Origin of the sequence: Gottfriedia sp. NPDC056225 (assembly GCF_042267765.1) — a bacterium.
GTDB lineage: Bacteria > Bacillota > Bacilli > Bacillales > Bacillaceae_G > Gottfriedia.
Window position 1 is genome coordinate 1 of sequence record NZ_JBHJTJ010000020.1, and the last position, 12456, is coordinate 12456.

Sequence of the window (12456 nt, forward strand, 5' to 3'; positions counted from 1 at the left end):
GTAAAATAGGTGCACACCCAAGTGAGCACCTATGAATGCATTTGTCGTATTAAATCATTTCCATCTATTTATGAAAAAGAAATCTTCAATTGGGTTAACAGATGTTAAAACGCCATTCTGAGATTAAGATATTGCAATGAAGATTTTAGATCCATTAAGGTTAGAAAAAATCAATGAAGCAACCACAGGACCTATTGAAGTAAAGCAACCAAACAAGAAAGCATTAAGGAAAAGTAAAGAGAAAAAGTCTATTGTTTGGGGTGTCTTAAAATGAATAAGTGTTGTAATTCAGTATTTAAGAAGGTTAAGAAATTGCGGACATATTAAACAATCAAAGAAACAAAATCCTGCAATATACTTCTCAAAAGAAAATCCAATCAATGAAACTTCCCCAAAGATCCCACATTATCTGGAAATATTCAATGTATTTAACACTTTAAAGAATTATATTAACGTGTATGATGTAGAAGTGAAATTAGGTTCTAAAAGTACAGTTGAACCAGATGCATTTATGATCTTTAACAATACTCCATTTTTTGTTGAAGTCCAGCTCACACATTACAGTAAATCAATTATGAATGAAAAATTAAAACGATATGAAGCTTATTTTCATTCATACGAATGGGTTTCGTTACAATGGCAACCCGAACAACCATTTTTTCCATATATAGTCATTTTTTCAGAACATCATTATGAAATCGATACTTTTCTTCAAGTAATTTTATTTAAATCTGCTAACGATTTAATGATAAATAGTGCATTAGGAGGATAAAAAATTCTTTTTAATTTATTGGGAGTATTTAGAGTGAAATATCGAGATGTTGTTATAATAAATATATAAATATAAAGACTCCTATAGAGATTTAGGAGTCTTTATATTGGTTCACACATTTCGAAGTCTCACACCAACAGAAACCACATTTTGTTCACGAACTTTTAAAAACTCAATTAAAATCTATGAATTAAATGATGATACAATTGAGTAAAAGATTATTAAATGAACTATTTGATTTATAGGGTCATAAGTAATACTTATTACAAATGATAAGTTACTTCTTATTTACTTATGATATACATTGTAATAATATATTATTGTAAGGTATTGAAAAGTTTGGATATAAAATATATTCAGACATTTTTTGCTTAATAGGGGGAAGAACAATGGGGAAAAATGACGTTTTCCAATCTCGTTCGACATTTACTGCGAACGATAAAACTTATCATTATTATCGCTTAAAAGCAATTGAGGAAGCTGGAGTAGCTAAAATCGGTAAATTACCTTATTCGATTAAAGTGTTACTAGAGTCAGTTCTTCGTCAAGTAGATGGAAGAGTAATTACAAAAGATCATGTTGAAAATTTAGCAAAATGGGGAACAAGCGAGCTACAAGATGTAGATGTTCCATTTAAACCTTCTCGTGTTATTTTACAAGACTTCACTGGTGTTCCAGCTGTAGTTGACTTAGCTTCATTACGTAAGGCAATGGCAGATATGGGGGGAGACCCTGAAGTAATCAATCCTGAAATTCCTGTAGATTTAGTAATTGACCACTCAGTAATGGTTGATAAAGCTGGTACTATAGATGCATTAGATTTCAATATGGATTTAGAATTTTCTCGTAACGAAGAGCGTTACCAATTTTTAAGTTGGGCTCAAAAAGCATTTAATAACTATCGTGCAGTACCACCAGCAACTGGTATCGTACACCAAGTTAACTTAGAATACTTAGCTAACGTAGTTCAAGCAGTTGCTAATGCAGATGGTGAAGTAATAGCATTCCCAGATACTTTAGTAGGTACTGACTCACATACTACAATGATCAATGGTATCGGTGTATTAGGTTGGGGTGTAGGTGGTATTGAGGCTGAAGCAGGAATGCTTGGTCAACCATCATATTTCCCAGTTCCAGAAGTAATCGGTGTTAAATTAACTGGATCTTTACCAAGTGGAACTACTGCAACTGACGTAGCGTTAAAAGTTACTGAAGTTTTACGTAAAAAAGGTGTAGTAAATAAATTCGTTGAGTTCTTTGGACCAGGTTTACAAAGCATGCCTCTAGCAGACCGTGCAACAATCGCAAACATGGCTCCTGAGTACGGTGCAACGTGTGGATTCTTCCCAGTTGATGCTGAAGCACTTAACTACTTACGTTTAACAGGTCGTAGCGAAGAGCAAATTCAATTAGTAGAAGCATACTGCAAAGCTAATGATTTATTCTATACTGCAGATCTAGAAGATCCTACATTCACTGATTTAGTTGAAATCAATCTTTCAGAAATTGAATCAAATCTTTCTGGTCCAAAACGCCCACAAGATTTAATTCCATTATCAGAAATGAAAAATGCATTCCAAGCAGCAGTTTCTGCTCCAATGGGTAATGCAGGTTTCGGTTTAACTGATGAAGCATTAAATAAAGAAGTAAATGTTAAATTCGAAAACGGTACTGAAACAACTTTTAAAACTGGTGCAGTAGCAATTGCAGCAATTACAAGTTGTACAAATACTTCAAACCCATACGTAATGTTAGGTGCTGGTTTAGTAGCTAAAAAAGCTGTTGAAAAAGGTTTAACTGTGCCTGCTTATGTAAAAACTTCATTAGCTCCTGGTTCTAAAGTTGTTAGTGGATATTTACAAGAAGCTGGTTTAATTCCTTTCTTAAACCAATTAGGATTTAACATTGTTGGTTACGGATGTACTACATGTATCGGTAACTCTGGTCCATTAGCACCTGAAATGGAAGAAGCAATTGCTGAAAATGATATGTTAGTAACATCTGTACTTTCTGGTAACCGTAACTTTGAAGGACGTATTCATCCTCAAGTTAAAGGTAACTACTTAGCATCACCACCATTAGTAGTTGCTTACGCGTTAGCTGGTAATGTAAATATCGACTTCTCTGTTGAACCAATCGGTCAAGACAAAGATGGAAACGATGTATTCTTAAAAGACATTTGGCCAACATCTGCTGAAGTACAAGAAGTTGTTGCTGCTACAGTTACTCCTGAATTATTCAAGAAAGAATATGAAAGAGTATTTGAAGATAATAAACGTTGGAACGAAATTCAAACTACTGATGATTCATTATATAAATGGGATAGCGAATCAACTTATATCGCTAATCCGCCATTCTTTGAAGGTTTATCAAAAGAGCCAGGCGTAGTTAAACCATTAGCTGGTTTAAAAATCGTTGGTAAATTCGGAGATTCAGTAACAACTGACCACATTTCACCAGCTGGTTCAATTGGTAAAACAACTCCTGCAGGACTTTACTTACAAAGTAAAGATGTTAAACCTGTAGACTTTAACTCATATGGTTCTCGTCGTGGTAACCATGATGTAATGATGCGTGGTACATTCGCTAACATCCGTATCCGTAACCAAATCGCACCAGGTACAGAAGGTGGATACACTACTTACTGGCCAACTGGCGAAGTTATGTCAATTTATGATGCAGCAATGCGTTATAAAGAAGACGGTACTGGATTAATGATTTTAGCTGGAAATGACTACGGTATGGGAAGTTCTCGTGACTGGGCTGCTAAAGGAACAAATCTTTTAGGCATCAAAACAGTTCTTGCTGAAAGCTTCGAACGTATTCACAGAAGTAACCTAGTATTAATGGGAGTATTACCACTTCAATTTAAAGCTGGTGAAAATGCTGAAACATTTGGATTAACAGGTAAAGAAATCTTTGCTGTTACTGTAGATGAAAATGTTAAACCACGTGATCTTGTAAAAGTAACTGCAACTAAAGAAGACGGAACAACTGTTGAATTTGATGTAGTTGCTCGTTTTGACAGCGAAGTTGAAATTGACTACTACCGTCACGGTGGTATCTTACAAATGGTATTACGTGATAAATTAAATAACTCTAAAGTAACTCATTAATTTGATAAAAAAAAACACGGTCCTTATTGGATCGTGTTTTTTTGTTGCTTGAAAATATTATGGGATCGCTTTTAAAGTTGGGCATCGCAGTTAAAATCCGGGAGTCGCAAATAAAAATGGTGAATCGCAATTAAAAAGGGCAGTCGCAAATAAAAATGGATAAACGCAATTAAAAAGGGGCAATCGCAAATAAAAATGAAGAATCCCAAATATACTAACCCGATTTTATGATTTTTAAGAGAAATCTGAAAGAAATTAGATGAATTTCATCAAATTTCATTGAAAAGTGGTGTTCATTCTTCTTGTTTTATAAAAAAATATCGCTTTTTCACCATTAATTTAAGAATCGTAATTAAAATTCGGGAATGTATTTGCTATTACAATCCTAATATAGCTGCAAATCAATGGAATCGCGGTCGCACTATTATCATTACAAATTCCTCTAAATAATTAATAAAAATTACGAATTAATAAACCATTCATGTAAAAAATATAAAATGAGATAAAAAGTGGGATTTATTTCGAAATAATTTTTGAAAAAAAGTATTAAAATTAAAAGTCATTCTGTAGTACGTAAAAAAAACGCTTTGAAGATATTCGGGCTTGTTCCACTTTTGTATTTATTATGGTTAAATAGAGATAGTTAATTAAAAGGGTGATTTGTATGAGAAAAGTAATTCCTTTGTTAGTGCTTTTAGTTGCGTTAGGCTATTCATTTTTTCAATTATACGAGAAAAAAGAAGCAGAGAGTAAGGTTACTAGTAATAATGATGCGTATATTGCTTCGATTCAAAAATTGGGTGTTCAAGTTGGTCAGCAAGCACCTGATATTCAATTGATGACGTTGGATGAGAAGAAGGTTAATTTATCTTCGTTCAAAGGTAAAAAAGTTATCTTGAATTTCTGGGCTACTTGGTGTCCTCCTTGCCAAGATGAAATTCCGGCATTAGAGAAGTTTCATCAAGCACATAAAGATATTGAAATGATTGGTGTTGCAGATTATATTGGTGAGAAAAAGGATTTGAATTTTATTAAGAATTTTGTTAGTAAAAATAGTATGAATTATAATATCTTAATTGATGAAAATGGAGATAATTTTCGGAAATATGGTGTGATTTCAATTCCTACTACATATTTTATTAATGCGAATGGCGAGATTGTTTTTAAGCAAATTGGACCAGTTACTGAGAAACAATTAAATACATTTTTAAAATAAGAAAAAATTTACTAAAATGTAAGAAAACTCTTTTTTTTGTCAATACTAACAAAAAAGATGAGGTGATTGTAATGAGAAAGAAGAGACATAAATCGTTTCAAGAATTAATTAATGAAAATAAAAATTCTCTATTAAATGATGAAGAAGCTTTAAATAAAATATATGATCGCTTAGAAGAACGTTTAGAAAGAAAAGCTAAAGCAGAATAGACAAGAGTAAGAAGGAATTTATCCTTCTTTTTTGTTTTTTAAAATCGATTTTTTTTACATATTTAAAGTAACAAAACTCATACTATCGCTAGGGGGGCGATAAAATGGGAAATCCTAAAAAACATCCTAAAGATTTTGTACCAAATCATGTTGGTACTCAAAACAAAGCAGCTGGCGGAAATAAGGGTAAACAAATGCAATATAAAGATCCTACTGGCAAACAACCAATCGTTGATAACGGGTAATATTCAAAGCCCAAACCACAATTTTGAATTGGAGTGATTAATGATGGAATACAAATCAAAGCCAGATAATCGCAGTGATAATGCTGATAAAATTCAAGATATGATTAATAATACGAAGGAAAACATTAAAGAAGCAGAGACTTCAATGCAGATTGGAAATGAACAGCAAAAACAAAATGCATTAGAAAAAAATCAACGTCGTGAGGAATCGCTTTCAGCGTTAGAAAGTGAACTAAGGGACGAGCAGTCATTTAATAATACGAATGACTGAATAAAAAAGAAGCTAGGTATTCTGAGATTGACTCATAAATACCTAGCTTTCTTTTATGCTCTTTTTACGACATTAAAGTTAGCTTCTAGAAGCTCCCAATTTTGGATAAACGGTAAACCTAACTTCCAATAGGAAATACCGCGGATATTTTCTTCTTTTATTAAGTTGAATTTCGCCTGAATCGATCTCGCATCTTCAAACCAGACTTCATGTTTTTGCCCGTTGGATTCTGTGTAACGGAAATATGGTGCTTTTGCTTTATTATCAAAAAGAATTTCGTTTGTCATTTGAATTGCTAAATTTGTAGCTGCTTCTGCGCTTAAGGCTTTTGCCATTGTACCTTGTTTAAAAGGAACTTTCCAGTCAAAGCCGTATAAGTTTTGCCCCATCATAATTTTAGGTACTGGGATAACAGTTTTTGCGTAATTGATTACTTTACGAACTTGGTCGATAGGAGATACGGCCATTGGTGGACCACCTTGCCAACCCCAGTCATAAGTCATGATAACGACAAAGTCTACAACTTTCCCAATATTTGCATAATCATGTGCTTCGTAAAATCTTCCTTTTTGATTTGAGCTTGTTTTAGGTATTAATGTAGCACTTAATATGAATCCTTGAGGGAGTCTAGATTTTAATTTATTTAAAAAGTTAATATAAGGAACTCGATCTTTAGAAGCAACGTCTTCAAAGTCTACATTTACCTCTCTAAAGCCGTATTTATTTGCTGTGCTAATGATTGTGTTAATTAAACGATCTTGAACGGCTGTACTTTGTAAAATATCAGTTGCAAGTGATGTGGAGAATTGGCCATTTTCAAGATTTGATACAACCATCATATAGATATTACGGTTTTCCTTAGCGATTTGCGGAATATTTCCTAGTGGTGGCTCTGTTAAAGAACCATCCCTTTTTGCATCAAAGCTAAAATGTGCTAAATAGGTTAAAAACTTTCCTTCCCTGCGTGCAGCATCTTCTAGGGCAGGCTTAATAGGGTTTGAAGTAGGTTGTAAGTAGCCAATTGATTCGACGTTTCTTTTTTTTCGTGCTGGCAAATGTAGCTTTTGACCAACATTTAAAGATGCATATGGACTAATCCCACTATAGGTAGCAATTTGACTCGCTGAAACTCCATACGTTAAACCAAGATCATATAAATTATCTCCAGGTTGAACAATATATTCGTTTCCTGTAGTTGGTACAACAAGCGCTTGACCTTTTATTATTTTATAAGGAGCTACTAGAGCATTTGCATTTATGAGAGATTGTCTTTCAACTCCATAAAAATCTGCAATACTCATGACTGTTTCTCCGCTTTTAACTACATGAATTTGCATTTTTTGTCTATCTCCTTTCATCAAACGTAGATATTCGTCTCTATTAAATATATGCCAAAGAGTTTGGATTAGAAGAGAATAGGTGGAAAAGCAAATCAATTTCATTTTAAAAAGAAATAAACCTAGCCATTGACTAGGTTTTGAAAATATAATCATTATTTTGATTCGTTATTACTATTTGGATCAATAGGGAATTGAATGATATTAGCATCGCTTCCTGAAACAGTAGGTAGTTTACCATCCCATTTTTCTGCTTTTTTATATTCAATTAATTCTTTCGTTAATGAGTGCTGAATGACTTGGTTTGCTTTTGCTTGACCTTGAGCACGAATTAGTTGTGAATCAGCGTCAGCCTGAGCTTCTACTTTCTTCTTCTCAGCTTCAATTCGAGATGTTTCAAGTTCAATTTTTTTACGATCATTTTCTTGGGCTGCTTGGACTCTTGCATCAATTGCATCTTGTGTTTTTACATCAGGTTTTGGTGTTCCTAAAGTTAAATTTTCAACAAAAAATCCAAGTACTTTTACATCATCTTTATAAATTGTCTCAATATCTGCAGAGGCGTTACTAGATTTCTCTCCATATAATTGTAAAACTGTGTATTTCGAAACTGCAATTCGGGCTGCATCTTGTAATCGTTTCTTTAAATATGAATCTTCTATTTCTTCTATAGCAACTGGACCAAACTCATTAAACATTGAGACAACTTTTGAAGGATCAATTTTATATGTGTAAGATAAGTCCATTTCAATTCTTTTTCCGTCTGAAGTAGCTAGGGCAACATCTTTATATTCTACTGTTCGTAAGCGGACTGGATATTCGGTGACTTTATCAAACAAACCAACAAAATTCCAACCTTGTGAAAGTGTATTTTTTTGTATTCCTCCATTTGGTGAATAAACAACCCCTACATAACCTGGTGTTATTTTCTCAATAAATAAAGTAGGAATTGTAACAATTAAAATAAGTGCGATACCAGCAATGATCCCACCAATAATTTTACGATTCATAAATGATTTTTTAGTTTCACTTGGACGAATTTCCATTTTGCTTTTCCTCCTTCTCCTTCAACATATTTTTTACTTTTACTGTTTTGTCACCGATTTTTTCAAAGGTCGGTGAGAGAAGTAGCCATAAACCGAATAATAAAAGAAGGATGATGATAATTGACCCTAATATGACCTTCAATAAAATCTGCCTCCCAATTTTAGAATATTAGAAAATGATTAATTAATTATAAGAAAATTATAACATTTAGTGTATGTTAAAAAATAGAACAATTATTAATTTTTTGGTAAAGTAATCTGTAGAAGAAGATGAGGTGAAATTATGTTTATATCAGAGAAATTAGTTGAAGTAAGATATGCAGAAACAGATGCAATGGGTGTAGTTTACCATGCAAATTATTTAGTTTGGTTCGAGATTGGACGAACTCAATTAATCAAAGACTTAGGCTTTAATTACGCAGAAATGGAATCACAAGGAGTGATTTCACCTGTTATTGATTTGAATGTATCGTATAAGAAAAGTCTACGATATGGACAGACTGCTAAAGTTAAAACAAAAGTAAAATCGCTCACACCACTTAAAGTTATATATGAATACGAAATAATAAACGAAGAAGGAGATCTATGTTGTGTTGGGAATTCGACACATGTCCTTGTTCATAAAGAAACATTTAGACCGATTAAATTTAAAAGAATGTTCCCTGATTGGTATGAAGCTTATGAGAAAGCATTAGAGTAGGGTTAAAAGTAAATAACGGTAATAGAGCAATGGTGTTAGTTCAAAAAAGGTAAAATGGCAATGGTTAGGTAATGAAACGGATTCAGAAGTGCTTATGGTAAAGGGTAAATAAAAAAGATTAGAGATGAAAGGTGTTTAGACCTTAATTTCTCTAATCTTTGAGTTTTTCTTAAGCTTGTGATGAGCTTTTAGAATTTAACTTTTGGTTCAGTTTTATTTTTGATTCTTTTAATATTTGCGCGATGTCTATATACGACAAAGATTGTTAATACGATTAGGATATAAGTTAGTATGTAATCATCGCCTTTTTTAAATTCAATGATGAATGATAAAACTGTGGCAATTACTGCTGTTAACATTGACGATAATGATACGTATTTTGATATTTTTAAACTAATCCCGAAGATTATAATTATGGCAACAAAAAGGAGTGGGGATGCGTATAATAAAATCCCAGCTGAAGTTGCTACTGCTTTTCCACCTCTGAAACCGGCAAAAATCGGATACATATGTCCAATTACAGCGACTAGTCCAATGATTAGAGGGTTAATTCCATGATAATGGAATATTACAGGTAATGAAGCTGCTAGTGTTCCTTTTAAAATATCTCCAAGTGTTACAATAATACCGGCTTTTTTACCTAATGTGCGGAATGTATTTGTTGCACCTAAATTTCCACTACCGTGTTGACGAATATCTACTCCGTAAAATATTTTTCCAACTACTAAACCGAATGGTACAGATCCGATTAAATAGGCTAGTACTATAATGACCAAGCTCATGTTCTAGCTCCTTTTCAAACTAATATAAAATAGTGCAGTATCGTATCATTTTATCACAATTTTAAGCGGAATTATAGATAAATAAAATAGAATATGACTTAAATAGCAGGATTAAGAGAAAGAAAAGGGAAGTAAGGTTATGTAAATCAAAGAAGAAACGCTTATGGCTAGAATCTGTCAATTTTAACACCATAATCCCTAAATCTGTCTTTATTATTTTACTTAATGGAAGGAAAAAATTATGAATCCGACAGTTTTATTAATTGAAGATGAAAAAAGATTAAGAGAAATTGTAAAAGACTTTTTTGAAAACGATCAGTTTATCGTCATCGAAGCAGGTGATGGAGAAGAAGGAATTAAGAAGTTTAATGAGAACCAAGTGGATTTAATTATTTTAGATTTAATGCTACCTAAATTAGATGGGTGGAAAGTTTGTAAGTTAATTAGAGAGCAATCTAATATACCTATTATTATGATTACTGCCCGCTCAGAAGAAGAGGATCAATTATTAGGATTTGAATTAGGTACTGATGAATATGTGACAAAGCCGTTTAGTCCTAAAATACTTGTTGCAAAAGCAAAAAGTGTGCTTAGACGAACAACTGATCTAAAAGAAGACGATAAAGATACGAAAATGATTTGTGGAATTACAATTAACACTTCGTCAAGGACAGCCTCTATTAATAATGAAGCCTTGTTGCTTACGAATAAAGAATTCGAGTTATTGTGTTACTTAATTGATAATAAAGGCATTGTTTTAACAAGGGATCAACTACTGAATAATATCTGGGGTTTTGATTACTTTGGAGATGGTAGAACAGTTGATACGCATATAAAAAAACTGAGACATAAATTGGGAGATAAATCAAAGCATATAGCTACAGTTATAAGAGTGGGCTATAAGTTTGAGGAGTAGATGATGAAAAAGAGTATTGTTCGTAAGCTTTTTTTATCCATAACTTTGTTGTTAATCATTTTTTTAATCATTGTTTTTGTAGGTCAGTCAGTCTTTATGCAATCCTTTTATACGAATAAAAAAGTAAATATTGTTTCAGAAGAATTGACTAAATTTGCAATGGCGTATAAAGCAGGAAAGTATAACAATACCCAGTTTCAGCAGGAATTAACTAAGCTTTATTCAAAATATAACACAACTTTAGCGGTATTGGATAAAAGAGGTGTTCTTAAAGCCGAGAATAATTTTGATTTAACGGTACGTACAGACGCAGGAAAAAAAGTATATGTGCCTTTAAATAATCTACTGTATTCTGATCAAATAGATAGTATTTTAAGATTAAATATTAAAGAGAATTCAAGAATTACAATTCGGGGTTTTGTTCAAGACGATTATTTTATTCCGCTTTATATAAAAACGAATATGGGGGTGTGGGAGGAGGAAAATCAACCTACTAATCCAATACAATTATCAACTAAAAACAGCATCCAGGAGATGGTGAATGTTGAAATTAAAGGAAAAGTAGTTACTTTACATCTACCTATTGCAAATCAATATACCTATTCTGCTCAAATGAATTCATTGATGGGCGCAATTACTGATTGGACCAAGAGTGATGAGGATTTTTCCGGCTACACAGAAAACGATTATCCATTAATTTATCGCTATTTTGATAAGGCAAATGGATTAGAAAACAAAGTGTTTATTTATCCAATCAATACAAATAAGGGGTCTAAGGAAGTTATTTTTGCGATTACATCCCTTCAGCCAGTAGATGAAGCAATGTATGTTTTAAAAGATTTTTATATTTATGCTTTTATTGTTGCTTTATTATTGATTGTGATCATTTCTTTTTACTATTCTAAACTGATTACAAAGCCTTTAATAAAAATGAGCGCTGTTACAAATCAATTAGCAAAGCTGAACTTTAACGAGAAAATTGATATTGAATCAGAAGATGAAATTGGACAATTATCAAAATCGATTAATTCATTATCAGAAAATTTGGCTAGCACAATCGAAAATTTACAACAAGCAAATCATAAATTAATGCAGGATATTGAAAAAGAGAAACAGTTAGAAGAAATACGAAAAGAGTTTATAAGTGGTGTCTCACATGAGTTAAAAACTCCTTTAAGTATTGTACAAAGTTATGCAGAAGGTTTAAAAGATGGATTAAATATTGAAAAAAATGGTTATTATGCAGATGTAATCCTTGAAGAAGTTGATCGCATGAACGGTCTTGTAGTAGATATGTTAGAGCTTTCTAAGCTTCAATCAGGTACATACACACTTAAAAGTGAACCTTTCTTAATTGTGGATTGCATAGAAAATGTAATTATTCGACTGTTTGAAAATAGTTCGAATGATAATCCATATAAATTTAATTATAATCTTGATGAAGAAACGCTAGTAATTGGTGAAAAAAGAAAAATAGAACAAGTAATCATTAATATTCTTTCAAATGCAATCCATTATGGTAACCCGGGAAGTATCATAAAAATAAATTTAATAAATGAAGGGGAATATGTGAAAATTTCAATATTTAATGAAGGTAATCATATTCCGGCTGATAAGATTGATAAAATTTGGGATCGCTTCTATCGAATTGATGAATCTAGAAATAGAGAAAATGGTGGGACAGGGTTAGGTTTAGCAATCGTAAAAACAATTCTTGATTTACATCATTCAACTATTAAAGCTCATAATAAAGAAGATGGTGTTGAATTTACTTTTAATTTAAAAATTTATTCAAATTATGTTTAAAAGTTCACAGCAAATACACACGGGTGGGTTAAATTAATAT

13 protein-coding genes are annotated in these 12456 nt (G+C 32.2%); 9 read left to right on the top strand and 4 right to left on the bottom strand.

The window, feature by feature from the left end; genetic code table 11:
- Positions 1-454: 454 nt before the first annotated feature.
- The 6 genes from ACFCYN_RS14000 to tlp all read left to right on the top strand — a co-directional run bounded on the left by ACFCYN_RS14000 (position 455) and on the right by tlp (position 5829).
- Entirely contained in the window at positions 455-772 is a 318-nt protein-coding gene (locus tag ACFCYN_RS14000) for a hypothetical protein (protein ID WP_375949926.1), read from the top strand.
- Positions 773-1161: 389 nt separating this feature from the next.
- Positions 1162-3888, top strand: coding sequence for an aconitate hydratase AcnA (gene acnA, locus ACFCYN_RS14005; protein ID WP_375949928.1), 2727 nt, complete (start codon positions 1162-1164; stop codon positions 3886-3888).
- A 664-nt stretch (positions 3889-4552) separates the two neighbouring features.
- Positions 4553-5104: a TlpA family protein disulfide reductase gene (locus tag ACFCYN_RS14010; protein ID WP_098119747.1), complete on the top strand. Its 552-nt coding sequence runs from the start codon at positions 4553-4555 to the stop codon at positions 5102-5104.
- Positions 5105-5175: 71 nt separating this feature from the next.
- Positions 5176-5313 carry an FbpB family small basic protein gene (locus tag ACFCYN_RS14015; RefSeq protein ID WP_172444878.1) on the top strand — a complete coding sequence of 46 codons (138 nt, stop codon included), beginning with the start codon at positions 5176-5178 and terminating at the stop codon, positions 5311-5313.
- A 104-nt stretch (positions 5314-5417) separates the two neighbouring features.
- Positions 5418-5558, top strand: coding sequence for an acid-soluble spore protein N (locus ACFCYN_RS14020; protein ID WP_069032371.1), 141 nt, complete (start codon positions 5418-5420; stop codon positions 5556-5558).
- A gap of 43 nt (positions 5559-5601) precedes the next feature.
- Entirely contained in the window at positions 5602-5829 is a 228-nt protein-coding gene (tlp, locus tag ACFCYN_RS14025) for a small acid-soluble spore protein Tlp (RefSeq protein ID WP_375949931.1), read from the top strand.
- Positions 5830-5882: 53 nt separating this feature from the next.
- On the opposite strand, the gene ACFCYN_RS14030 is transcribed toward tlp, so the two are convergent.
- From ACFCYN_RS14030 to ACFCYN_RS14040, 3 genes are all read right to left on the bottom strand, one after another.
- Positions 5883-7166 carry a glycosyl hydrolase family 18 protein gene (locus ACFCYN_RS14030; RefSeq protein WP_172444876.1) on the bottom strand — a complete coding sequence of 428 codons (1284 nt, stop codon included), beginning with the start codon at positions 7164-7166 and terminating at the stop codon, positions 5883-5885.
- Between the two features lie 155 nt (positions 7167-7321).
- The gene (locus tag ACFCYN_RS14035) at positions 7322-8212 is read right to left on the bottom strand and encodes a prohibitin family protein (RefSeq protein ID WP_375949934.1); all 891 of its coding nucleotides are present in this window, start codon (positions 8210-8212) and stop codon (positions 7322-7324) included.
- Positions 8193-8354, bottom strand: coding sequence for a hypothetical protein (locus ACFCYN_RS14040; protein WP_172444874.1), 162 nt, complete (start codon positions 8352-8354; stop codon positions 8193-8195). Before ACFCYN_RS14040 ends, ACFCYN_RS14035 begins: the two co-directional genes overlap by 20 nt.
- 141 nt (positions 8355-8495) lie before the next feature.
- On the opposite strand from ACFCYN_RS14040, the gene ACFCYN_RS14045 reads away from it, so the two are divergent.
- Positions 8496-8912 (top strand): acyl-CoA thioesterase, encoded by a 417-nt coding sequence (locus tag ACFCYN_RS14045; RefSeq protein WP_098119752.1) that lies wholly within the window; start codon positions 8496-8498, stop codon positions 8910-8912.
- Positions 8913-9100: 188 nt separating this feature from the next.
- On the opposite strand, the gene plsY is transcribed toward ACFCYN_RS14045, so the two are convergent.
- On the bottom strand, positions 9101-9694 hold the full coding sequence (gene plsY / locus ACFCYN_RS14050) for a glycerol-3-phosphate 1-O-acyltransferase PlsY (RefSeq protein WP_172444872.1): 594 nt from the start codon (positions 9692-9694) through the stop codon (positions 9101-9103).
- Positions 9695-9935: 241 nt separating this feature from the next.
- Here plsY and ACFCYN_RS14055 point away from each other — a divergent pair, with 241 nt between their 5' ends.
- Together ACFCYN_RS14055 and ACFCYN_RS14060 are read left to right on the top strand one after the other, a co-directional pair.
- Positions 9936-10610 carry a response regulator transcription factor gene (locus tag ACFCYN_RS14055; protein WP_172444871.1) on the top strand — a complete coding sequence of 225 codons (675 nt, stop codon included), beginning with the start codon at positions 9936-9938 and terminating at the stop codon, positions 10608-10610.
- Between the two features lie 3 nt (positions 10611-10613).
- Positions 10614-12416: a sensor histidine kinase gene (locus tag ACFCYN_RS14060; RefSeq protein WP_375949937.1), complete on the top strand. Its 1803-nt coding sequence runs from the start codon at positions 10614-10616 to the stop codon at positions 12414-12416.
- Positions 12417-12456 lie beyond the last annotated feature (40 nt).

Bases quoted from the DNA above. Each gene is read 5' to 3' on its own strand.
- acnA (WP_375949928.1), top strand. From the start codon at position 1,162: ATGGGGAAAAATGACGTTTTCCAATCTCGTTCGACATTTACTGCGAAC.
- tlp (WP_375949931.1), top strand. From the start codon at position 5,602: ATGGAATACAAATCAAAGCCAGATAATCGCAGTGATAATGCTGATAAA.
- plsY (WP_172444872.1), bottom strand. From the start codon at position 9,694: ATGAGCTTGGTCATTATAGTACTAGCCTATTTAATCGGATCTGTACCA.
- ACFCYN_RS14045 (WP_098119752.1), top strand. From the start codon at position 8,496: ATGTTTATATCAGAGAAATTAGTTGAAGTAAGATATGCAGAAACAGAT.
- ACFCYN_RS14030 (WP_172444876.1), bottom strand. From the start codon at position 7,166: ATGCAAATTCATGTAGTTAAAAGCGGAGAAACAGTCATGAGTATTGCA.
- ACFCYN_RS14035 (WP_375949934.1), bottom strand. From the start codon at position 8,212: ATGGAAATTCGTCCAAGTGAAACTAAAAAATCATTTATGAATCGTAAA.
- ACFCYN_RS14055 (WP_172444871.1), top strand. From the start codon at position 9,936: ATGAATCCGACAGTTTTATTAATTGAAGATGAAAAAAGATTAAGAGAA.
- ACFCYN_RS14020 (WP_069032371.1), top strand. From the start codon at position 5,418: ATGGGAAATCCTAAAAAACATCCTAAAGATTTTGTACCAAATCATGTT.
- ACFCYN_RS14010 (WP_098119747.1), top strand. From the start codon at position 4,553: ATGAGAAAAGTAATTCCTTTGTTAGTGCTTTTAGTTGCGTTAGGCTAT.
- ACFCYN_RS14060 (WP_375949937.1), top strand. From the start codon at position 10,614: ATGAAAAAGAGTATTGTTCGTAAGCTTTTTTTATCCATAACTTTGTTG.
- ACFCYN_RS14015 (WP_172444878.1), top strand. From the start codon at position 5,176: ATGAGAAAGAAGAGACATAAATCGTTTCAAGAATTAATTAATGAAAAT.